The following is a 20,534-nucleotide window of genomic DNA, read 5'->3' as shown; positions in this document are numbered from 1 at the left end:
CCTAGCGCTGAGGCGCGCCTATCCCGCGCCCCCGCCCGCAGCAGGGCCAACACGATATCAGCCCGCAACGTGATCACACACGCTGCGGGCTGATGTTTATGTTCTAAAGATTATTTAGACGTGGATGCCCAGGTTGGCCAGCCACGGCACGGGATCGATGGGGCCGCCGCCACCGGGGTGAACCTCGAAGTGCAGGTGGGAGCCGGTGGAGAAACCACGGGAACCCATGCCGGCGATACGCTGCCCGGCGGTCACCTTCTGGCCCACGGCGACCTCGACGGTCTCCATGTGGCCGTAGACGGTGATGGTGCCGTCATCGTGCAGCACCCGCACCCAGTTGCCGAAACCGGAGGCCGGGCCGGCATCGATCACGGTGCCATTCAGCACGGCGACGATGGAGGTGCCCACGGCATTGGCGATGTCGATGCCGTTGTGCATGGTGCCCCAGCGGGGGCCGAAGGGGGAGGTGAAGGTGCCCTCGGCCGGCTTGGCAGCCTTCGGGGCGCGGGCCGCAGCATCGGCGGCGAGGCGGTCCTTGGTGAACTTCAGGGCGGTCTGCACCTGGTTGCTCAAGTCCTCCACCGGCTTGTACTCGGCGATAGCGAGGATCTGCGGCTGTGCATCAGGGATGGTGGTCGCCGGATCGGCGGCCAGCTCGAAAGCGGCGGTCTCAGGCTGGGAATCAGCAGTGGTAGCGGCAACGGCGGCGCCGCCGGCCCCCGCGATGGAGACGGAGCCAGTAGCAAAAGCCACTGCGGCGACGCGTCCCTTAGCGGTTGCGCTCATCGCAGTGGTGCGGTGCTTGGCGTGTGCCCGAGTCTGAGTCTGCATGAGCCTTCTTTCTGTGCCTAACTAGTGTTCCGAGGGGGAACCGCGGATCTGGATTATCGTGACGCTGCTGGATGCATACAGAGACTGTGGACATCCAGAAGGTACGGAATCGTTAGATCCTTAGAAGTGTACAAAAATGTAACCATCCCGTTATCAACAGGTAGTAACGCTAGCCTTTTATAACGAATTGGTCAAGCACAATCGAGCATGTTGTGAAAAATGTTTCTATACGTGACAACGGGGGAGAACGTTACAGGCGTGACTCTTTCCCTCCCACCCGAGAGGGGGTGAGGGCGCTGCTAGTGTCGCTTGACCTATCTTTCGCTGATTCATGGCAAAGTGGTCGTGTGAGTAAAACGACGTCGCCACAGAGCCATTCCTCGAGGAAAACGCGACAATCGAGGCGTGTCAAGGTTAGCGCCAGCACCGCCGAACGTCGCCAGCGCGCAGCTGAGCAAGCGCCCGCTCCCGTGACGTGGCGGTCACGTCTACTCCGCTTCGGCGGGGCCTCGGTGATCGCCAACGTGATTGTGCTCGCACTCTGTGTGGTGGTGGCGTTCGCCGCGATTCTCTTTAGTAATGAGCCTCTGGGGTACCTGCTGAACGCCACCGCCTATGTGTGGGCAGGGGCACATACGGCGGCGCTCCACGCCGAGACCGTCACCTTTTCCGCGATGCCGCTTCTGGGGCCGGTGGTGGTGATCGCCGGCATGGCCGCCTTGATCCGGCACAACGTGAATAAAAAGGTGAGCGTGGTGGACATCGCCTATCTCACCGGCGCCACCGTGCTTGTGCCGCTGCTGTTTGCTGTGGCGATCTGGGCCGTGCTGCGTCCGGCCGAGTTCACCCTGCAGCTGCCGAACCTGCTGGGGCGTGTGCTCGCCATTCACCTGCTGGCCTTGATCTTTGGCATGGGCCCGCGCCTGTGGCGGGCACTGTGCAAGAAATACGGTGTTCCTAGCGAAGTGCTCAGCGGCTTCGACGCGGCCACGCGTTTTCATACCGCCATGGCCGCCGTCGCTGTGCTCGTCGTCGGCGTGAGCATCGCCGCCCACCATGCCGCGCTCGGCGAGATCCGCAGCGCCTTCGAGGGCAGCTCCGGCTTCCTCGGGGTGGTGGGGGTCTCTGTGCTCTACGCCGTCAATGGCGTGGTCGCCGCCATGGCGGTGCTCAGCGGTAGCGAGGCCCGCTTCGGTGAGGGGTTTGTGAGCCTTTTCGACGCCACCCTCGTGCCCATGCCCCCGCTGCCGCTGCTGACAGCGTGGCCGGCCTCGATCTGGGACTACGCTTGGCTGCTCCTGCTGGTGCCGATGCTCATTGCCCTCGAGATCGGTTGGCGCATCCCCGCCCGCGCCGAGCGTCCGTGGCTGTGTGTGGCGCTGTCCGGGCTCTGGACTGCCGCGATCGCCGCCGTGCTGGCATGGCTGCTGAGCGGCCAGGTGGGCCTCTACGGCTCTATCGGCGTTCATGTGCCTCTCTTCGCCGGTGTGAGTGCGGCGTGGATGCTCGTACTCGGCATCGCCATGGTGGGCCTGGACCGCCTGCTGGCGTATCGCGCCGCCGCCGCGGTTCCGGAGGAATTCCGCGAGACCGACTCCGAGGAGGAGTACAGCGAGGACAGCGAAGAAACCGAGGAAGACGAAGCGGACTTCGTCGGCGGTTTCGACGATGTGGAGCACAACGAGGACTACGAAGAACAGCTCACGGACATCCCCGCCATCGGCGAGCCCGCCGCTAGCCCGGGAGAGGAGAGCGCGGAGCTGGACGAGGCAGAGGAGTCGGACGAAGAAGAGGAGCCCACAGAGAGCGCTGCCGCAGAAGATACGGCCGCGGAGGAGGCCGTCGCCGCCGAGGAACACCCGCAGGATCCGGATCCGGCAGCGGGGGAGGATGACGCCGAGATAGCGTCGACAAGCGAAAGCACAGAAAGTGCGGATGAGAACAACCAAACGGGGGTAGAGGAGGCCGAAACTGAGCGATCGCAGGGGGAAGAAGACAGTAGTCAACCGCGTTAGCGTTAGTATGTGTTCGTGACTTCACCCCATAGCACTACCCCGAGCACTGATCTGCAGCCCATGCGCATCGTCATTCTGGCATCGGGCTCCGGCACTCTCGCCCAGGCCATCATGGACGCCCAGGATGAGTCGTATCGCGTATGTGGACTGGTGGCGGATTGCGAATGCCAGGCCCTGGAGCGGGCCCGCACCGCTGGAGTGCAGGCAGAGCTCGTGCCCTTTCGTGGCGGCGCGGAGCGAGACCACTGGAACCGAGATCTGGCGCAGGCCGTAGCGGCGCTGCAGCCAGATTTTGTTGTTTCAGCGGGCTTTATGCGCATCCTCAGCCCCGAGTTTCTCGAGCGTTTCCCGCGGCGGGTCATTAATACTCACCCGGCGCTGCTGCCCGCATTCCCGGGCGCGCACGCGGTGCGGGATGCGCTGAACTACGGGGTGAAAGTCACCGGATCGACGGTTCATTACGTTGACGAGGGCGTGGACACCGGCGAGATCATCGAGCAACGCCCCGTTGCGGTGCACGCCGATGACACCGAAGCCAGCCTGCATGAGCGCATCAAAGTAGTAGAGCGGCAGGCCATCGTTGATGTGCTGCACACTCTGTCCCGCAGCTAGCCTGCGCCGCTACGGCAGGCGCTGCGCACCAGAGACCATTGTTGGCGAAAGACATACTGCGAAAGGTTAGGAACAAGCTCATATGAGCGAGGATCGCAAGACTATTAAGCGCGCATTGATCAGCGTGTATGACAAGACTGGGTTGGAGTCTCTCGCGCGTGATCTGCACGAGGCCGGCGTGGATATTGTCTCCACCGGCTCCACCGCTGCCCGCATTGAGGAGGCCGGGGTTCCCGTGACCCCCGTGGAGGCCATTACCGGCTTCCCCGAGTGTCTTGAGGGGCGGGTTAAGACGCTGCACCCGAAGGTGCACGCAGGCATCCTCGCCGACACCCGCAAGGACGATCACCTCTCCCAGCTCGAGGAGCTGGGCGTGGAGGCCTTCCAGCTGGTGGTGGTGAATCTCTACCCCTTCCGCGAAACCGTGGCCTCCGGCGCCGACTTCGACGCCTGCGTGGAGCAGATCGACATCGGCGGTCCCTCCATGGTGCGTGCCGCCGCGAAGAACCACCCCTCGGTGGCCGTGGTCACCTCGCCTGCGCATTACGACGCCATCTCCCAGGCGCTCTCCAGCGGCGGCTTTAGCCGGGCCGAGCGCACCGAGCTCGCCGCCGAGGCGTTCCGGCACACCGCCGCCTATGACGTGGCCGTGGCCACCTGGATGGGCGAGCAGCTGCACCAGCAGGACGATGCCGACAACACCTTCCCCGCATGGCGCGGCGCCAGCTATAGCCTGCAGGAAACCCTGCGCTATGGCGAGAACCCGCACCAGAGCGCGGCCCTGTATCTCAACGACGCCGAGCATGAGGGACTGGCGCGCGCCACCCAGCTGCACGGCAAGCAGATGAGCTACAACAACTACACCGATGGCGACGCAGCCTGGCGCGCCGCCTGGGACCACGAGCGTCCCTGTGTGGCGATCATCAAGCACGCCAACCCCTGCGGTATCGCGGTATCGGAGGAGTCCATTGCGGAGGCCCACCGCCGCGCCCACGCCTGCGATCCGATGTCTGCCTTCGGCGGCATCATTGCCGCCAACCGTGCCGTGTCTAAGGAGATGGCAGAAACTGTCTCCGGGATCTTCACCGAGGCGATTATCGCCCCCGGCTATGAGGACGGTGCGGTAGAGATCCTGCAGCAGAAGAAGAATATTCGTATCCTGCTCTGCCCCGCCCCCGAGCAGCAGCAGTATGAGACCCGTGAAATCTCCGGTGGTCTGCTCGTGCAGCAGCGCGATCGCCTCCAGGCCGAGGGCGATACCGCGGCCGGCTGGACCCTCGCCGCCGGTGAGGCCGTGGACGAGGACACCCTGGCCGATCTCGAGTTCGCATGGCGCTCGGTGCGCGCCACCAAGTCCAATGCCATCCTGCTCGCCCACGATGGCGCCACCGTGGGTGTGGGCATGGGGCAGGTCAACCGCGTGGACGCCGCCAAGCTCGCGGTCGAGCGCGCCAATACCCTGGCAGGGGAGCAGGAGCGCGCCCGCGGTGCGGTGGCCGCCTCCGATGCCTTCTTCCCCTTCGCCGATGGCTTCGAGGTGCTCTCTGAGGCTGGAGTTCGTGCCGTGGTGCAGCCCGGCGGCTCCATCCGCGATGATGAAGTGATCGAGGCCGCCACCAAGGCCGGCGTGACGATGTACTTCACCGGCGCCCGCCACTTCGCTCACTAAACCCGGGCACTAAACCCGGCGCCGCGAGCGGCTATGCCCGCAGAAGCGGTGCGGCTACGCGCAGCGGGCCCTGCGAGGAGGACGGTGACAGCTAGACTGATCTGGCATGAGCACTTTCCATCTCGCAGGGCCCGCTTTGCTCTTCGCCCCCGTTAATCGCCCAGAGATCATCCCCAAGGCCGCCGCGCGGGCGGATATGGTGATCCTCGATCTAGAAGATGGTGCTGGGACGGTGGATCGGGCGAGTGCCTACGCCACCATTCGCGAGTCCGATCTCGACCCAGCACGCACCTTCGTGCGGGTGGTAGGCCCGCAGAATGAGCACCACGAGGATGATCTTCGCTGCGTCGCAGAGACGCCCTATCGTTCGGTGATCATCCCAAAGGTCACCGGCCCGCTGCCGGATTCCCCGCTGCTCGACGGACTCGATATTGTGCCGATCATTGAGCTGCCCGAGGCGCTGCTGCATACCGCCGAGATCGCCCGCGATGAGCGGGTGGTGGGCCTGTATTGGGGCGCCGATGATTTCACCATCGGCCTCGGCGGGGCGAGCTCGCGCCAGCAAGACGATGAGCCCTTTCCGGGCCGCTATCGGGCGCCGCTGGACTATCTGCGCTCCCATACCCTTATTCACGCCGCCGCGGCGGGCAAGTTCGCCATCGACGCGGTGTATCAAGACTTCACGGATCTCGAGGGGCTCTACACCGAGGCGCTCGACTCGGCGCGCATGGGCTTTGCCGCCTATCCCTGTATCCACCCCAGCCAGGTGGACACGGTGCGTCGCGCCTTTCACCCGAGTGCGGCACAGCTGGACTGGGCCCGGCGCATCGCGGCGGAAAGCCGCCGGCACCCAGGCGCGTTCTCCCTCGATGGGGAAATGGTGGATACCCCGCTGATTACCCTGGCGCATCGGTTGCTCGAGCGCAGCGGCGAGGCCACGGAGAGCGCGGACTAGCTGGTCTGCACCTTGGTGATGAGCTCCAGGGCCGTTTCTTCGCGGCGCTCTGGCAGCTCGGCGTTGAGCACGGCCAGGGCGGCATCGGCCAGAATCACCGTTGGCTCGGGCAGGCTATCGATCGCCAGCGGGAAGGGGATGGTGCCATCATTGGGGCGCATATCCACCACCGACTGGGCGATATGCCGGGGCAGGAAGGTGCGAGGATCATCGGGGCCGACGATCTCCGCGGCGAGGTCCCGGAAGATTTGGGAGAGATCCCCGCGCTGGCGGTGGAACTCCGTGAACTCTTCCGAGGCGGCCATCGGCAGCTGATAGAGCTTGCCCACATTCCACCGTGTGGACAGCAAATGCCGTGTCTCGGCGGCCACCTGGGCCCACAGGCGCATCTCGGGAGTGATATCCGAGGCGCCAAGCTCCGCGGCCACCACCATCGACGGTTCCACCGTGGACTTCAGCAGGGTGAGAAAGATATCCGACTTAGAAGGAAAGTGGTAGTACAGGCTCGCCTGGCGCATGCCCACCGCGTCCGCGATCTCGTGGGTGGAGGTGGTGGAAAAACCTTTAGTGGTGAACAACTCGGCGGCGGCGTCGAGGATTTCCTCTCGGGCATTGTTGCCGCGCCGACGATCGCTATTTTTGCGGGGACGTCCTACTGCTCCGGCCATTATTTTCCCTCCTCGACGCTGTGCGCCTGATTATAGCGAGCCTCAACGGCCGCAAAGACATCCGATAGTAGTCGGGACGCTGCGCCAAAGGCGGAACGATCCAGCTGCGGGAGCAGATCCCAGCGCATGACGTGTCCGCCAGCGCGGTCCGCCCAGCGGTGCAGCTGGAGGGTGATCGCCGCCGTCCATGCCTCCCGAGCATAGGCGGCTTCGTGATGGCTGAGCACGCCCGCCACCTCTGCGGCGGCGATGCGGCGATCCGTTTCCGTCACGGTGCTGCCGGCGCGCATCGACGCCCACCGGGCCAGCTTGGCCAGCGGTACCACCAGTTCAGCGTGCATATCCACGACGCGGTCGCGCTTCGGTAGCCCGTCGATGACTTCGATCGCCGGTGGGCGCACCTTCGCGGCGTGGCTGAGCAGCGGGGTGCTCAGCTCGGCATCGCTGGCCACCGCGGCCGCGAGTTCGGCGGCCACCCAGGTACCGGCATCCGCGAAAAGCCCCATGGCTTCGCCATCGCCGCGCTCGACCGATGCGTGGATCCGGCGGATCCATTCCTGCTTATCCGCGGGGGTGAAGCTATCGGGGGTGGCGTGCACGGTCAGACCGGCCGATTCGCAGAAGTGGGCGAGGGCGGCGTCGTCACTGCTCTGCCCCTCGCGGAGCACGCTGAGCCACTGCACACCCGAGGTGGGCAGGCCATGGCCGCGGCCGAAGGCGCCGGTGACCACGATGGTGGCGCCCCCGCAGAGCTGCGACACCGCGGGGGAGTGCAGCACGGCCTGCACCACATCGGAGAACCACCGGGTGAGCGACCACGCATCTACCTTGTCCTCGTGGGAGATGGCGTTGCGCAGCAGAATATGGGATTCCTCGAGGATGTCACGAGCCATGGCGAGGCTGTGGCACTGGGGCGCTTGCTCGAGTAGTTGGCGGAGGGAGGGATGCAGTGAAGTGGGCACAGGTGGGCTTTCTTGTGCGAGGTGGACGGTTAGCAAAAGACTACCAAGCCTGGAGATAAGCAAAAGGCGCATAGCTCCCGAAATGTGGGAGATATGCGCCTTGTACTGCTGAAAACTCTTGCCGTGTCACGAATGCCAGCGGCAACAGTGCGCTGTCATCGCGTAAGCGATTAGAGTGCGTCCCAGTCGGCTTAGCGGCTGGTGAACGGCAGGAGGGCCATCTCGCGGGCGTTCTTCACAGCGGTAGCGACCTGGCGCTGCTGCTGCGGGGTGAGCCCGGTGACGCGGCGGGAACGGATCTTGCCGCGGTCAGAGATGAAGGTACGAAGAGTGTTGACTTCCTTGTAGTCAACCTTCTCGATACCCAGAGCCTTCAGAGGGTTCTTCTTGGGGCGGCGGGACTGTTCCATCCGCGCCTTCTTAAAATTACGCTTCATTGAAACTCCCTAATTACCAGCTGGACTTACGGACGCCCGGAAGCTCACCACGGTGAGCCATGCCGCGAACGCGGACACGGGACAGGCCGAACTTGCGGAGGTAGCCGCGGGGACGACCATCGTGGGCGTCGCGGTTACGCACGCGGACCGGGGAGGCGTCGCGGGGCTGACGGTTCAGCTCGTACTGCGCATCCAAACGGTCCTCGTCAGAGGTGTTCGGGTTCTTGATGATGGCCTTGAGCTCAGCGCGACGCTCCGCAAAGCGGGCGACGATTTCCTTGCGCTGCTCGTTCTTGGCGATCTTAGACTTCTTAGCCATAGATTATCGCTCCTCGCGGAATTCGACGTGCTTGCGGGCGATCGGATCATACTTCTTCAGCGTGATGCGATCGGGGTTATTGCGCTTGTTCTTCCGAGTCACATAGGTGTAGCCGGTGCCCTCGGTGGACTTCAGCTTGATGATCGGGCGGATGTCATTACGTGCCATAAGTTAGATCTTCTCCCCACGTGCGATGAGTCGAGTAACAACGGCGTCGATGCCATCGCGGTCGATGATCTTCAGGCCCTTGGTGGACACATTCAGAGTTACGGTACGACCCAAAGAAGGGGCGTAGAAACGACGACGCTGCACGTTGGGGCTCCAACGGCGGTTAGTGCGTCGGTGCGAGTGCGAGACGGACTTGCCGAAACTCGGCTTGCGTCCCGTTACCTGGCAAATAGCCGACATGGGTTTCCTTCTCCTAGCCGCCCACGTCTGACTCTTCTGGAGCCGCTGCTCGCACAAGGCCTTAAAAATAAAAAAGGCATCGGGGCGCGGCTCACAGCCACGTCGACGGGGCGTAAACGAATACTTCGACAACAGCAAGCGATAACAATACATGTTTTCGCGTGAAATCCCTAATCGCTTGCTCATTTGCTATTGCGCCGGCCACTGCTGGGGTGCGTGGGGTAGATGTGGCGCGCGGATTACATGTCATTACGCAGGAGGCTCTATATATCTAGAGCCCTGTGCGTGGCTTATCGACGCCATCCCCTCGCCGCCGCAACCCCGCGGCAGAGCCGGGACGTGGAACTCGTGCGAGGTCGGGGGAGTTTTGCAGGAACAATGCCGGTGTGTAGGATGTTTCGAGTGCCATCGTGCACGCCTATGTCCGCTGCGCGCGAGGCATGGGTGGTGGCGATGAGCGAACCGCGCTCAGTAGCACATAGCCATCTATTCGGTGGCCGTGGCTGCCGCGCAGAACTGCACACCTAAAGAAACCCAACTCAGGCACGACGTGCGCCGTGGCTGGTCACTTATATATTTCAAGGACTATGCCGGCGTGATGCGCGCGACCGACCTGAAGTTCAACCCTGAGGGAATCGAAGTTTATGAAGAAGGACATCCACCCTGACTACCACTGGGTAGTTTTCCAGGATGCTGGTACGGGCCACAAGTTCCTGACCCGCTCCACCGCCGGTAGCTCTCGCACCGTCGAGTGGGAGGACGGCAACGAGTACCCGCTTATCGTCGTTGACGTCACCAGCGAGTCTCACCCGTTCTGGACCGGCGCTCAGCGTGTCATGGACACCGCTGGTCGAGTCGAGAAGTTCCAACGTCGTTACGGCAACCGAGTTCGCCGCAACAAGAAGGCCTAAAGGAGGGAATACATCATGGCAGTACCAAAGCGTCGTATGTCGCGTGCCAACACTCGTTCCCGTCGCTCTCAGTGGAAGGCCAACAACGTGGCACTCCAGGAAGTCAAGATCGACGGCCAGACCTACCGCATTCCGAAGCGTCTGGTGAAGGCCGCCAAGCTCGGCCTGGTGGACCTCGAGCAGTTCTAAGCGCGAAAAACACCTGATAACTATGTCCGCTGCGGCGCTAGGCGCCCAGCTGAGATAAGCACAGAACCCATCGCCTGCCACGGCGGTGGGTTTTGTTTATGTGCCACCCCGACCACGGCACTGCACCGCGTTGTGGGGGAGGGGTGGGGCAGTGTGCGCGGGCAGCGGCGAGGCAGGTCACACTAAAGCTGTGGGTTCGCTGTCAGCCGCTAAAAAGCTTTCTGTAAAGAGTCTAAAATCGGCGTCATCGTAGGTATGTTTGGCGATACATAGGGCACAATAGAGTTCATGAAAATTCTGGTAGTTGATGACGAACAAGCGGTACGCGAGTCGCTGCGCCGCTCCCTGACGTTCAATGGCTATGAGGTAGTCATGGGCGAGGATGGCCAAGACGCTCTGGACCTCACCGAACAGGAGCAGCCCGATCTGCTGATCTTGGACGTGATGATGCCGCGCGTCGATGGCCTCGAGGTGTGCCGCACCTTGCGCAGCCGCGGCGATGATCGTCCCATTCTGGTGCTCACCGCACGCGATGGTGTCTCGGACCGCGTGGCCGGTCTGGATGCGGGTGCCGATGACTACCTGCCCAAGCCTTTTGCGCTCGAGGAACTGCTGGCTCGGGTGCGTTCCTTGCTGCGCCGCGCCGCCGCCGAGGCCATCGGCCCAGAAACCACCGCCGATTTGGTCTATTCCGACCTGCGCCTGAACCCCGAAACCCGGGATGTGTTCCGTGGCCAGCGTCAGATCAGCCTCACTCGCACCGAGTTCGCGCTGCTCGAGCTGCTGCTCTCGAGGGCGACGCATGTGCTCAGCCGTTCCGCGATCTTCGAGGAAGTATGGGGCTATGATTTCCCCACCTCCGGCAATGCACTCGAGGTCTACATCGGCTATCTGCGCCGCAAGACCGAGGCCGATGGCGAGCCGCGCCTGATTCACACGGTGAGGGGTGTCGGCTACGTGCTGCGTGAGACTGCACCGTGATTTTGCGGCAGTCTACATCAGTGCCCGAGGACGGTGATATCGCCGACTCGGGCACCGATGCTGAAATGGATAGGCGCCTCGGCGGGTGGAATCGTTCCCCGCTGCGGTGGCGTTTGTCTATGGTCGCGGCCTTTATGGTGGCCGTCGCCGTAGGAATCATGACCATCGCCGCCTACTGGACGGTCTCGACCGCGATGACGAACTCGGTCGACCGCGAGCTCGAGAGCAAAGCGGAAACCCTGCTATCGAAGAGCCTCGATCCGGTGTTTATCTACAACCCCGAAGCCGAGATTCTGCGCTTTAAAAACTACAACCCCTCCATGCGCGTGGCGTATTTCCCGCCCGGCTCGCATTCTGGGGTAGGCGATCAGATTCAGCTTTTCGACGAAATCCGGGTGATTAATGGCGCCCAGCAGCTGAGCCGCCGCAATAACGGCGATGAGCGTGTGGTGGCGGTGCGCAATGACTATGGCGCCACGGTGATTCTGGCCCAAGACCTCGAAAACACCCACCGCATTATCACCAGCCTGGGGCTGATGCTGCTCACCATTGGTGGGGTAGGCGTGCTCATCGCCATTGCCACCGGCATGGTGATTGCCCGCACCGGTCTACGCCCGGTGGGCCGGCTCCAGCAGGCCGTGGACTATGTGGCCCGTACGGATGATCTCCGCCCGATCCCCGTGGTCGGCGATGACGAGCTGGCGCAGCTTACCCGCTCCTTCAATGACATGCTGGCGGCCCTGCAGGCCTCCCGTATCCGCCAGGCGGAGCTGGTGGCCGATGCCGGGCATGAGCTGAAAACCCCCTTGACTTCGCTGCGCACCAATATCGAGCTGTTGATGATGGTCACCCGCAGCAATGGGGCGGCGATCAGCGAGGAGGACCGCAATGATCTGGAGCGTGATGTGGTCGCCCAGATCGAGGAGATGTCCACCCTCATTGGTGATCTCGTGGATTTGGCCCGCGAAGATGGCCCCCAACAGGTAGTGGAGCTGGTCGACCTCGCCGAGGTCATGGAGGAGTCGCTGTCCCGCGTGGAGCGACGCCGCCCCGATGTGGCATTTGAGATGGAGACCACCGACTGGTTCCTCTACGGTGATCCCTTCGCGCTGGGGCGCGCCACCTTGAACCTGATGGATAATGCGGCCAAGTGGTCGCCCTCCGATGGGGTGGTGCGCATCGCCATGAATCCGGTGCGGGAGGATCTGGTGGAGCTTACCTTCGCGGACTCCGGGCCGGGTATTCCGGTGGAAGATCGCGAGAAGGTGTTCCAGCGTTTCTACCGCTCGGTGCAATCGCGCTCCATGCCCGGCTCCGGGCTGGGGCTGGCTATCGTCAAGCAGGTGATCGAACGCCATGCCGGCACGATCGTCGCCGAGGAATCCGAAAGCGGCGGCGCGCTGATGCGCGTGCAGCTGCCGGGTGAACCCAGCAATCCGGAGGCCCAAGACGAAGAGATGGAGCCGGCGGAGGGCGACGTCGATAAGCGCGAAAGCCCCATAAAGGAATTTCCGCAGCAGGGCTCGCGCGAAGAAATCTTCGGCGCGCTGTGGGAACGTAACCGAGAAAACTAGACAGCGGGCTTCCAAGGAAACTGACAGACAACTGTCAGTAAGCGCGATATTCTTCGCCAGTCATTCCCCACAATCAAGGTGAATAATAAGGATTTATGAACGAAGATAACACCACGCCCCGCCCCTCCGAGTCTCCCTCGTGGGGCCAGCAGAACGGATCAGAATCCACCGAGTCCGCGCAGGCTCACGGCGCCGAGTCCGGCTGGCAGTCCCCGAGCACCAACCCCTATGGCCGCTGGCAGGACCAACCTACCCAGCAATTCGGGCCGACCGATCAGCCGGCGCCGCAGCAGGGCGCGCCCGCGCAGCCTGCACAGCCGGCACAACCCGCGCAGCCTGGACAGCCGGCGCAGCACGCGGCCGGCACCCCGTGGGCTGGGCCGCAGAACCCGCAACCGCAGAACTCGCAGCCACAGCCGGGCGCCCAACAGCCCGGCCCCAACGCGGCGCCGGAGGGCGACTATAGCGATCCCGCCGCGCCGCAGCAGAAACCGAAGCGCCAGGTCGGCTTTGTCACGGCGATGGCCATGATGCTTGTGGGCGCTGTCGCTGCCGGCAGCATCACCGGCCTGGTGGTGGCTAATTCCGGTACGGGCAGCTCGCCGCGCTCGGATCGGGTCAATGCGCTCGCCGAACAGCCCGTGGAGCGCACCGGCGCTGCAGCGGAGGGCAGCGTGGAAGACGTCGCCAGCCGGGTGCTGCCGGCCGTGGTGTCGATTACCACCCAAACCGCGGAAGGCTCGGGCTCGGTGATCTCCGAAGACGGGCTCATCCTGACCAATAACCACGTGGTGGCCGGCAGCGAGAATTCCCCGATCGTCGTGACGATGCACGATGGCCAGCACTATCAAGCCGATTTCATCGCCGGTGATTCCGATACCGATGTGGCCGTGATTAAGCTGCGCAACGCCCGCAATCTCACCGTGATGACCTTCGGTAACTCCGATGATCTCAAGGTAGGCCAGCAGGTGGTGGCCGTCGGCTCGCCCCTCGGGCTCGAGGCCACGGTGACCAGCGGTATTGTCTCCGCCCTGAACCGCCCAATCCGGGCCGCAGGCAATCGCGCCGGCGAGTCCTCGCTTATCGACGCCATCCAAACGGACGCAGCGATCAACCCCGGCAACTCCGGTGGCCCGCTGGTGGACATGCAGGGCAACCTCGTGGGAATGAACTCGGTGATTGCCACCACCTCCACTGGGGGCGGCAGAAGCGCCGGTTCCATTGGCGTCGGCTTCGCTATTCCTTCCAACCAGACGCGCCGGCTGGCCAACCAGTTGGTGGAGACCGGCAAGGTGAAGCAGCCGATTATCGGGGCGCGGGTATCGCGCAGCCCCTCGCCCTATGGCGCCGTGGTGGCCGAGGTGGAGCCGGGTAGCCCCGCCGAGGCCGCTGGAGTGAAGCCCGGAGATATTATTTCGCGGGTCGATGATCGCGCCATCGACAGTGCAGACGCGCTGATCACAGCGGTGCGCTCCCAAGAATTCGGGGCGACGGTCAAGCTGGAAATTGTCGATGACAATGGCGAGAATCCGCGAATGGTCGAGGTTACGCTGCCGAACGAGTAGATTGATAGCCAGCACTCGTAGATTCCCCGATCAGAAAAGGTCGACATGGTTGACGATAACTTCAACTCCGCAGCTGATCGAGCTGCGCAACGCCTCGCCGACATCGAGGAACCATCGGCAGAATTTCTGCAGGCCTCCGAACGGGAAGAAGTCGCTGGCCGGCGCACCGTGCATCACGCCCTCGTGGTGTTGGTGACCGATCACGTCATCGCCAGCGGCAAAGACACCGACCGCCTCGTGACCGAGCTGCTCGAAGAGGGCAACTATGCGGTCGACGCGGTCGTGTCGGTGCGTTCGGATGAATCCGCAATCCGTACCGCCATTGAAACCGCCGTGGTCGGTGGCGCCGATCTGGTGATCACCATCGGCGGTACTGGGGTGGGCCCGCGCGATAAGGCCCCAGAAGCCACCGAGGCGGTGCTGGATCTGAAACTCAACGGCGTCACCCAGGCGCTACGCTCCTCCGGGCTGGCCTGCGGTGCCGTGGATGCGTGCGTCTCCCGCGGCGTGGCTGGGGTGTCTGGTTCCACCGTGGTGGTTAATATCGCCCCCTCGCGGGCGGCGATTCGCGATGGCATGGCCACGCTCTTGCCGCTGGTGGATCACGTGATCGAGCAGCTGCAGAATTGGAGTGTAGAAGACTAGTGGCACAACCACCGTCGAGAAAATCGCGGCCGCGCCGCCGCGCCCGTCGTCTCTCCGATGCGGAGAATATTGATCGCAGCGTGGACTCGATTGACTTCTATCGCCGCATCACCGGAGCCGAAAATACACGCGGAGATCGCGATCGCACCGTCGATGTCGATAGCGACGGCGTGGTGGAAGAACGAGCGCCCATAGACGCAGATGGGCGGCTCAGCGCCGAGTTCTGGACGCAGAACCGCCCGCCGCATCACGGGGACTAGCGCCTAAGCGCAGAATAATCGCCGCCGCAGCCTAACACCATGAGGGTGCCAGGCTGGGGCGGCGTTGTGCTGGAAGAACGTCCGCGCGTAGGCGCAGCTCTTAAGAGTGTGAGGGCTTCTCCTCAGACGAGCTGTCCGGCCCAGCGGTGCTCGTGCTGGCGGCCCCGGAGTCAGCCTCGGCCCCGGAGTCAGCCTCGGTGCCAGCCGCGCTGGGGGAGGTGGTAGAGGCTGCGACCTGGGCCTTGAGCAGATCGCGGATCTCGCCGAGCAGCTCCTCTTCTACAGAAGCAGGCGCTTCCTCATCGTCTTTGACTCCCTTGCGGGCGGCCTGCAGGGCGCGGAACTCATTCATCGGGGCAACGAAGAGGAAGTAGACCACGCCCGCCATAATCAGGAAGTTCAGTGCCGCGGTGATGAGCTTGCCCACATTCACGACGGTGCTGGGCTTATTGTGATCGAGCTGGAAAGCCAGACCCTTGACATCGGTGGAGCCAAACAGCGCTAACACAGGTTCGATGATGTTATCGGAGAAGGCAGTAACCAAGGCGGTGAACGCGGAGCCAATCACCACCGCCACAGCCAGATCGATCACATTGCCCCGCAAGATGAAGTCGCGGAAACCCTTGAGCATGGAAAACGTCCTTAAAAATGAAGAGAGAGGGTGGGCACGAGCTCAGGTGTCAGCCAGCGCCTGCCACCGGCAGTGTCGCCTCGACACACAGGACCCTTAGCGAGTGGTCTTAGCTCGCCGAGTGCAGCACACTCGGAGGGGCTCAGGCCTCGCCTTAAAGTCGAGGCAGTATCTTAGCCCAGCTGCTCAATCAGCCGCTATGCGGTGCGTTATCCGCTGCGGGGGCAGGTGGCGGCGCCAGGTGCTGTGCATCTGCATCGGCCGCGTCTGCACTCGTGTTCACACTGCTGCCGGCGCGGGCTCCGGTGATCACGACGGTGAGAGGGCCGTGCAGCGCCGCGGCGGCCACCGCATGCGCCTCCGGTTGGGACAGCACCACCAGGATGGTGCCTGGCTGCGCGTCCGTATCCGCTGGGTGGTGGGTCAATGCCACCCGCGCGTGCTCGGCGATGGTGACCGTCTCCTCGCGGTTATCGGCCCAGGTGAGAATGCTGATGCTATCGCCGTGCTGGAGCAAACCGGCCACGGCGGGATCAGCCACGGTGATCGGCACCATCGTGGCATCGGGAATACCCGGGGATCCCGTGGCGAGCTGCGCTGTGAGCTCGGGGCCGAGCACCCGCGCCGGGTGCAGGATCTCTCCCGCACGGAGCGCCGAGGCCGCCACTTGGCCGCTGACCTCCTCCACCGCAGCATAGGCGCCCTCCGGGCGCAGCCGGTCGGGAACGGAGATCACTATGAGATCGGCATCCGCGATCTCCTCACCGGCGGCCACATCGCGGCTGAGCACCACCGCGGCGGGATCGCTACTACGCAGTGGCGCCAGCGCAGACACGGCGGCCACCACGAGGCACAGCCCGGCGATACACCAGCGCAGCAGGCGGGCGCGATGATAGCTCGGGGTGAGGAGAGCTTGAGTAAAAGAACGCAATCGAGAATCAAGAGAGGAGCTCATATCTGCAATAGACGCAGCAGCGCTAGGAGCAGGTTCCCCATTCTCGCCGTGGGTGAGCTAGCCGCGTGCTATTCCACGCTGCGGATCGCCGAGGGAGTGATGATGATGTCCACAGGCGCGTCGTGATCCTCGGTAGGCAGCTGCGGCAGCAGGTTATCGTCGAAAAGCAACACAGCGGCGAGGGGGCGAAGCGCCGCGCGGGAGGCCAGCGCGCGATCGTAGTAGCCGCCCCCTTTGCCCAAACGACACCCCTGCGGAGTAGCCGCCAAAGCCGGCACAATCATCACGTCGAGCTCGCTCAATATACTGCTCGGGTGGCGCGGGCCGGTGGGCTCCGGGATGGAATAGGGGCCGGTGCGGGTGTGCTCGAAGCCGCGAAACTCCGCCCAGCTCAACTGCCCCTCCGGCTCGGAAATGGGCAGATAGAGCTGCTCGAGGCAGGATGCGAGAACCGGAACAAGCGCGTCGCCACCCGGCTCAGTAGCCAGCGGCACATAGGCGGCGGCGCGCCGGGCACCGATGGACATCATGAGATTGGACACATGAGTGCACAGGGCTTCATTGGCCGCCTCGCGCGCGGCGGTGCTCAGTGCGCGGCGTCGAGTGATTATCTCACGACGGAGACGGGCTTTCTCTGGGGCATGCTCGGCGGGGGAGGACTCTGCGCTCATAGCCCCAGCATAGGCACGCGGAGAATTAAGGGGAGAGTCAAAGCATGGAAGTGAGGATAGGGGTAGGTAGTCTTAACAGTTATGACCGTGCCAATCGAGAATCACGAACACTCTGTTAAGACTGTGGTTGTGCCGGCTGCGGGTTTAGGCACCCGCTTCCTGCCCGCAACCAAACGCGTCCCCAAGGAACTCCTGCCGGTAGTGGACACCCCCGGTATCGAGTTAATCGCTGAAGAGGCCTCCCAGCTGGGCGCTTCTCGATTGGCTATCATCACTGCGCCACAAAAATCCGATGTGCTCGCGCATTTCGAGCCCTATCCCGAACTGGTGGACACGCTGCGCGAACGCGGCAAAATGGATCAACTGCGCAAGGTGGAGCGTGCGGAAAACCTGATCGACGCCGTGCCTGTGGAACAGGATCAACCCTTGGGCTTGGGTCATGCAGTGGGCTTGGCGGAGTCGGTACTCGATGATGACGAAGATGTGGTGGCCGTGATGCTGCCCGACGATATCGTGATGCCCATGGGCGTCATGGCGGACATGGCTCAGGTCCGCGCGGAGAGGGGCGGCTCGGTTCTGTGCGCGTTCGAGGTGCCGCACGATGAAGTGTCGAATTATGGCGTCTTCGACGTCGAGGAGTGCGGCGAGGGCAGCGTGCGCAAGGTAGTGGGCATGGTGGAAAAGCCCGATGCCGATGAAGCGCCGTCGAACTTTGTGGCGACCGGCCGCTATTTGCTGGATCGCTCGATTTTTGATGCGCTGCGCCGTATTCCCCCGGGAAAGGGCGGGGAGCTGCAGCTCACCGATGCCATCGAGCTGCTCATTGAGCAAGGCCACCCCGTGCACATCGTGATTCACGAAGGCAAGCGCCATGATCTGGGTAACCCAGGCGGATTTATCCGGGCCTGCGTGGATTTTGGCCTCGACCACCCCGAGTACGGTCCCGGTCTCAAGCGCGCCATTAAAGAGATGCTTGCGGAGCGGGAATCTAAGAAACGACGCGGCTAGAATAATTCTTTACACAGCACGGGGCGGATAAGCTCTGCCGCGCTGGCCGTACACGCGATACCGAAGGAGTTAGTGAGCTTGTGAGATCGGTTGAGAAACAGCTCGAGCTAATAACCACGCTTGCGGCCACCCCGGAACCGGTGCGGATCGCTATCGCGGAAGCCCTCGGCATGATGTGCGCCGAAGAAATCAAGGCCACCAAGCCGCTGCCGGGCTTCCCACAGGCCGCTATCGATGGCTATGCGGTGCGGGCCGTGGACGTCGGCGGCGAGCGCGGGCTCTCCCGACGCCCCGCACGCGGCGGCGAGGACGTGCCGGAGCTCGCGCCTGAGCCCGTGGCGGAAACATCCATGCCCGTGGTGGGCGAGGTCCCCGCCGGTTCCCAGCGTCCGCTGCGCCTCCAGCCCAAACAAGCAGTGCGCGTGCACACTGGCGCACCCCTGCCTACGCTTGCCGACGCCGTGCTCCCGTTGGAGTGGTCCGATCGTGGATCGAAGCGCGTGGTGGCCACCCGCCCAGTACGCTCGGGCGAATTTGTGCGCGGCGTGGGCCAAGACATCCAGCCCGGAGACGTGGCCGTCGCCCCTGGGGTGACTCTCGCGCCCGCTCAGATCGGTTTGTTGGCGGCGGTGGGACGCTCCAAGGTGCTGGTCTACCCGCGGCCGCGGGTATCGGTGATCTCCGTTGGCGCGGAGCTCGTTGATATCGATCGCGAACCAGGACTCGGGCAGGTCTATGACATCAACTCCTATGCCCTCGCCGCCGCAGTAAAGGAAGCGGGCGCCGAGGTGCATCGCGTGGGTATCGCCGCGGGTGAACCACGCCGCTTGCGGGAGATTATTGAAGGTCAAACGCTGCGCTCGGAGCTGATTGTGATCTCTGGTGCTGTCGGTGGTGCCAGTTCCCGCACTATCCAGGACGTACTGCGAGAGCTCGGCGATATCGACACCACCCGCGTGGCCATGCACCCAGGTTCCGTGCAGGGCTTTGGTGTGCTCGGCGAGGAGCGCACGCCGGTATTTTTGACCCCCTCGAACCCGGTGAGCTCGCTGGTGATTTTCGAGACCTTCATCCGTCCGTGGATTCGCCGCAGCCTCGGCAAAACCAGTACGCAGCGTCGTTTCGTGCGGGCGCGAGCCCTCAACCACGTGGATTCCCGCCCGGGCCGCCGCGGCTTTGTGCGGGCGCGGCTGATGCGCGATGCCCAGACCCAGGACTATCTCGTCGAAGGCCTCGCCGGCGCCGGTGGTGCCCCAGCGCACCTGCTGGCCGGATTGAGCGAAGCGAACGCCATTATTCGTATTCCGGAAGACGTCACCGAGATCCGCCCCGGGGATATTGTGGACGTGATCTTCCTCGCCCAAGGCCGCTAGGACAGACGCATCATTACTCCACGGCGGCTCAGTATTCGATCTCAACGACCACACGATCTCTATGTTCGGTTTGTTCACGCGCGTTCGACATAGCGTGCGGGCGCACGTGGCGCCCACTGGCTGTGAGCCGCGGCCGACCATCGCTGTGCGCCTACCTGGAGGCGAGGAGCTGCGGCTTCGCCCCGTGACCTATAGCGATGGTCCACGCTGGCGTGCTTTGCGCATCAAGGACCGCGAGTTTCTTGAGCCGGTCGAGCCAACGGTTGAGGGCACATGGGAGCAGGCGCATTCCGCCCGCGCGTGGAAGGACACCTTCCGCGTATTGGAAGAGGCCGGCATGAACGGCGAAATCGTGCCCATGGTGATCGAGCTCGATGGACGCTTCGTGGGGCAGGTGACTCTCGGCAATATTCAACGGGGTGCGCTGAGCGAGTGCTGGATTGGCTATTGGGTGGATAGCGACTACACCGGCCGAGGAATCGCCACCGTGGCCTGTGCCCTCGGAGTGGACTACGCCTTCGGCCACCTGCAGCTGAATAGGGTGACCGCCACCTATCTTCCCCACAATCCCGCCTCCGCTGCCGTGCTCGAGCATTGTGGTTTTAGCGAGGAAGGATATCTGCGCGAGGCATTGCATATCAACGGTCGTTGGCAGGACCACTGCCTCGTGGCGATCCTGCGCAACGACTATGCGGTGCCGGCGATAGAGCGTCTACGACGCCTCCACCGGGTGCTCTAAACAGCGCAGCGACGGAATAAATAATGGGCTGACTCGGCGTGGCTGTCTCAGCCCCAATAGCATTCACAACTAGTGTTAAGTACCGACAAGAGTGGGATCGCCTCTCCGCGCATCGGTGATGTCCGTGTGCGCCGCGTGTGCACGCGCATCGTTGTG

At 63.5% G+C, this 20,534-nt stretch carries 23 protein-coding genes and 1 pseudogene; 14 read left to right on the top strand and 10 right to left on the bottom strand.

What is annotated here, in order from left to right; translation table 11 throughout:
* Positions 1-114: 114 nt before the first annotated feature.
* Complete coding sequence (locus KRX12_RS04575) at positions 115-831, bottom strand: M23 family metallopeptidase (RefSeq protein WP_151548958.1); 717 nt, start codon at positions 829-831, stop codon at positions 115-117.
* A 470-nt stretch (positions 832-1,301) separates the two neighbouring features.
* On the opposite strand from KRX12_RS04575, the gene KRX12_RS04570 reads away from it, so the two are divergent.
* The 4 genes from KRX12_RS04570 to KRX12_RS04555 all read left to right on the top strand — a co-directional run bounded on the left by KRX12_RS04570 (position 1,302) and on the right by KRX12_RS04555 (position 6,082).
* On the top strand, positions 1,302-2,846 hold the full coding sequence (locus KRX12_RS04570; RefSeq protein ID WP_218365876.1) for a DUF6350 family protein: 1,545 nt from the start codon (positions 1,302-1,304) through the stop codon (positions 2,844-2,846).
* Between the two features lie 60 nt (positions 2,847-2,906).
* Complete coding sequence (gene purN, locus KRX12_RS04565) at positions 2,907-3,458, top strand: phosphoribosylglycinamide formyltransferase (protein WP_151530124.1); 552 nt, start codon at positions 2,907-2,909, stop codon at positions 3,456-3,458.
* Positions 3,459-3,540: 82 nt separating this feature from the next.
* On the top strand, positions 3,541-5,127 hold the full coding sequence (gene purH / locus KRX12_RS04560; RefSeq protein ID WP_218365875.1) for a bifunctional phosphoribosylaminoimidazolecarboxamide formyltransferase/IMP cyclohydrolase: 1,587 nt from the start codon (positions 3,541-3,543) through the stop codon (positions 5,125-5,127).
* Positions 5,128-5,233: 106 nt separating this feature from the next.
* Positions 5,234-6,082, top strand: coding sequence for a CoA ester lyase (locus KRX12_RS04555; RefSeq protein WP_218365874.1), 849 nt, complete (start codon positions 5,234-5,236; stop codon positions 6,080-6,082).
* On the opposite strand, the gene KRX12_RS04550 is transcribed toward KRX12_RS04555, so the two are convergent.
* From KRX12_RS04550 to rpmB, 6 genes are all read right to left on the bottom strand, one after another.
* Positions 6,079-6,750, bottom strand: a complete 672-nt coding sequence (locus KRX12_RS04550) for a TetR/AcrR family transcriptional regulator (protein WP_151530040.1) — start codon at positions 6,748-6,750, stop codon at positions 6,079-6,081. The two genes, KRX12_RS04555 and KRX12_RS04550, sit on opposite strands and share 4 nt — an antisense overlap.
* Entirely contained in the window at positions 6,750-7,712 is a 963-nt protein-coding gene (locus KRX12_RS11005) for a putative nucleotidyltransferase substrate binding domain-containing protein (RefSeq protein ID WP_218365873.1), read from the bottom strand. The genes KRX12_RS04550 and KRX12_RS11005 overlap by 1 nt, the downstream gene beginning before the upstream one ends.
* 191 nt (positions 7,713-7,903) lie before the next feature.
* A complete protein-coding gene (rpsR, locus tag KRX12_RS04540; RefSeq protein WP_026161376.1) occupies positions 7,904-8,149 on the bottom strand; it encodes a 30S ribosomal protein S18 in 246 nt (81 codons plus the stop codon).
* 13 nt (positions 8,150-8,162) lie between these two features.
* Complete coding sequence (gene rpsN, locus KRX12_RS04535) at positions 8,163-8,468, bottom strand: 30S ribosomal protein S14 (RefSeq protein WP_151530042.1); 306 nt, start codon at positions 8,466-8,468, stop codon at positions 8,163-8,165.
* 3 nt (positions 8,469-8,471) lie between these two features.
* Positions 8,472-8,636, bottom strand: coding sequence for a 50S ribosomal protein L33 (rpmG, locus tag KRX12_RS04530; protein WP_151530043.1), 165 nt, complete (start codon positions 8,634-8,636; stop codon positions 8,472-8,474).
* 3 nt (positions 8,637-8,639) lie between these two features.
* Positions 8,640-8,876 (bottom strand): 50S ribosomal protein L28, encoded by a 237-nt coding sequence (rpmB, locus tag KRX12_RS04525; RefSeq protein WP_151530044.1) that lies wholly within the window; start codon positions 8,874-8,876, stop codon positions 8,640-8,642.
* A gap of 644 nt (positions 8,877-9,520) precedes the next feature.
* On the opposite strand from rpmB, the gene KRX12_RS04520 reads away from it, so the two are divergent.
* The 7 genes from KRX12_RS04520 to KRX12_RS04490 all read left to right on the top strand — a co-directional run bounded on the left by KRX12_RS04520 (position 9,521) and on the right by KRX12_RS04490 (position 15,001).
* A complete protein-coding gene (locus tag KRX12_RS04520) occupies positions 9,521-9,787 on the top strand; it encodes a type B 50S ribosomal protein L31 (RefSeq protein WP_018019288.1) in 267 nt (88 codons plus the stop codon).
* Positions 9,788-9,802: 15 nt separating this feature from the next.
* Positions 9,803-9,976, top strand: coding sequence for a 50S ribosomal protein L32 (gene rpmF / locus KRX12_RS04515; RefSeq protein ID WP_151530045.1), 174 nt, complete (start codon positions 9,803-9,805; stop codon positions 9,974-9,976).
* 288 nt (positions 9,977-10,264) lie between these two features.
* A complete protein-coding gene (locus KRX12_RS04510) occupies positions 10,265-10,957 on the top strand; it encodes a response regulator transcription factor (protein WP_151548952.1) in 693 nt (230 codons plus the stop codon).
* A 20-nt stretch (positions 10,958-10,977) separates the two neighbouring features.
* Positions 10,978-12,531 (top strand): ATP-binding protein, encoded by a 1,554-nt coding sequence (locus tag KRX12_RS04505; RefSeq protein WP_370625541.1) that lies wholly within the window; start codon positions 10,978-10,980, stop codon positions 12,529-12,531.
* Between the two features lie 95 nt (positions 12,532-12,626).
* A complete protein-coding gene (locus KRX12_RS04500; protein WP_218365872.1) occupies positions 12,627-14,096 on the top strand; it encodes a S1C family serine protease in 1,470 nt (489 codons plus the stop codon).
* 45 nt (positions 14,097-14,141) lie between these two features.
* Positions 14,142-14,741: a molybdenum cofactor biosynthesis protein B gene (locus KRX12_RS04495; protein ID WP_151530048.1), complete on the top strand. Its 600-nt coding sequence runs from the start codon at positions 14,142-14,144 to the stop codon at positions 14,739-14,741.
* The gene (locus tag KRX12_RS04490) at positions 14,741-15,001 is read left to right on the top strand and encodes a hypothetical protein (RefSeq protein ID WP_218363603.1); all 261 of its coding nucleotides are present in this window, start codon (positions 14,741-14,743) and stop codon (positions 14,999-15,001) included. The genes KRX12_RS04495 and KRX12_RS04490 overlap by 1 nt, the downstream gene beginning before the upstream one ends.
* Before the next feature lie 235 nt (positions 15,002-15,236).
* Here the strand turns inward: KRX12_RS04490 and mscL are convergent.
* The 3 genes and pseudogenes from mscL to KRX12_RS04475 all read right to left on the bottom strand — a co-directional run.
* Positions 15,237-15,632: pseudogene (gene mscL, locus KRX12_RS04485) on the bottom strand (large conductance mechanosensitive channel protein MscL); the annotation flags it as partial.
* 190 nt (positions 15,633-15,822) lie between these two features.
* A complete protein-coding gene (locus KRX12_RS04480) occupies positions 15,823-16,587 on the bottom strand; it encodes an SAF domain-containing protein (protein ID WP_218365870.1) in 765 nt (254 codons plus the stop codon).
* Between the two features lie 68 nt (positions 16,588-16,655).
* Positions 16,656-17,258: a 5-formyltetrahydrofolate cyclo-ligase gene (locus KRX12_RS04475; RefSeq protein WP_218365869.1), complete on the bottom strand. Its 603-nt coding sequence runs from the start codon at positions 17,256-17,258 to the stop codon at positions 16,656-16,658.
* An 81-nt stretch (positions 17,259-17,339) separates the two neighbouring features.
* Between KRX12_RS04475 and KRX12_RS04470 the strand changes: the two genes are divergently transcribed.
* The 3 genes from KRX12_RS04470 (at position 17,340) to KRX12_RS04460 (ending at position 20,378) form a co-directional block, all read left to right on the top strand.
* Positions 17,340-18,266, top strand: coding sequence for a UTP--glucose-1-phosphate uridylyltransferase (locus KRX12_RS04470; RefSeq protein WP_218363599.1), 927 nt, complete (start codon positions 17,340-17,342; stop codon positions 18,264-18,266).
* Between the two features lie 80 nt (positions 18,267-18,346).
* The gene (glp, locus tag KRX12_RS04465; protein ID WP_151530054.1) at positions 18,347-19,639 is read left to right on the top strand and encodes a gephyrin-like molybdotransferase Glp; all 1,293 of its coding nucleotides are present in this window, start codon (positions 18,347-18,349) and stop codon (positions 19,637-19,639) included.
* 145 nt (positions 19,640-19,784) lie between these two features.
* Positions 19,785-20,378: a GNAT family N-acetyltransferase gene (locus KRX12_RS04460; RefSeq protein ID WP_370625144.1), complete on the top strand. Its 594-nt coding sequence runs from the start codon at positions 19,785-19,787 to the stop codon at positions 20,376-20,378.
* The last annotated feature ends 156 nt before the right edge of the window (positions 20,379-20,534 follow it).

This window comes from Corynebacterium sp. TAE3-ERU2, from assembly GCF_019209955.1.
Classification (GTDB): domain Bacteria; phylum Actinomycetota; class Actinomycetes; order Mycobacteriales; family Mycobacteriaceae; genus Corynebacterium; species Corynebacterium megadyptis.
The sequence above is the reverse complement of the archived record's forward strand: the minus strand, read 5'-3'. Positions and strand labels throughout refer to the sequence as shown.

Excerpts from the sequence above, each read along its gene's own strand:
- KRX12_RS04575 (WP_151548958.1), bottom strand. The coding sequence starts at position 831 with ATGCAGACTCAGACTCGGGCACACGCCAAGCACCGCACCACTGCGATG.
- purN (WP_151530124.1), top strand. The coding sequence starts at position 2,907 with ATGCGCATCGTCATTCTGGCATCGGGCTCCGGCACTCTCGCCCAGGCC.
- purH (WP_218365875.1), top strand. The coding sequence starts at position 3,541 with ATGAGCGAGGATCGCAAGACTATTAAGCGCGCATTGATCAGCGTGTAT.
- KRX12_RS04555 (WP_218365874.1), top strand. The coding sequence starts at position 5,234 with ATGAGCACTTTCCATCTCGCAGGGCCCGCTTTGCTCTTCGCCCCCGTT.
- KRX12_RS04550 (WP_151530040.1), bottom strand. The coding sequence starts at position 6,750 with ATGGCCGGAGCAGTAGGACGTCCCCGCAAAAATAGCGATCGTCGGCGC.
- rpsR (WP_026161376.1), bottom strand. The coding sequence starts at position 8,149 with ATGAAGCGTAATTTTAAGAAGGCGCGGATGGAACAGTCCCGCCGCCCC.
- rpsN (WP_151530042.1), bottom strand. The coding sequence starts at position 8,468 with ATGGCTAAGAAGTCTAAGATCGCCAAGAACGAGCAGCGCAAGGAAATC.
- rpmG (WP_151530043.1), bottom strand. The coding sequence starts at position 8,636 with ATGGCACGTAATGACATCCGCCCGATCATCAAGCTGAAGTCCACCGAG.
- rpmB (WP_151530044.1), bottom strand. The coding sequence starts at position 8,876 with ATGTCGGCTATTTGCCAGGTAACGGGACGCAAGCCGAGTTTCGGCAAG.
- KRX12_RS04520 (WP_018019288.1), top strand. The coding sequence starts at position 9,521 with ATGAAGAAGGACATCCACCCTGACTACCACTGGGTAGTTTTCCAGGAT.
- rpmF (WP_151530045.1), top strand. The coding sequence starts at position 9,803 with ATGGCAGTACCAAAGCGTCGTATGTCGCGTGCCAACACTCGTTCCCGT.
- KRX12_RS04510 (WP_151548952.1), top strand. The coding sequence starts at position 10,265 with ATGAAAATTCTGGTAGTTGATGACGAACAAGCGGTACGCGAGTCGCTG.
- KRX12_RS04500 (WP_218365872.1), top strand. The coding sequence starts at position 12,627 with ATGAACGAAGATAACACCACGCCCCGCCCCTCCGAGTCTCCCTCGTGG.
- KRX12_RS04495 (WP_151530048.1), top strand. The coding sequence starts at position 14,142 with ATGGTTGACGATAACTTCAACTCCGCAGCTGATCGAGCTGCGCAACGC.
- KRX12_RS04480 (WP_218365870.1), bottom strand. The coding sequence starts at position 16,587 with ATGAGCTCCTCTCTTGATTCTCGATTGCGTTCTTTTACTCAAGCTCTC.
- KRX12_RS04475 (WP_218365869.1), bottom strand. The coding sequence starts at position 17,258 with ATGAGCGCAGAGTCCTCCCCCGCCGAGCATGCCCCAGAGAAAGCCCGT.
- KRX12_RS04470 (WP_218363599.1), top strand. The coding sequence starts at position 17,340 with ATGACCGTGCCAATCGAGAATCACGAACACTCTGTTAAGACTGTGGTT.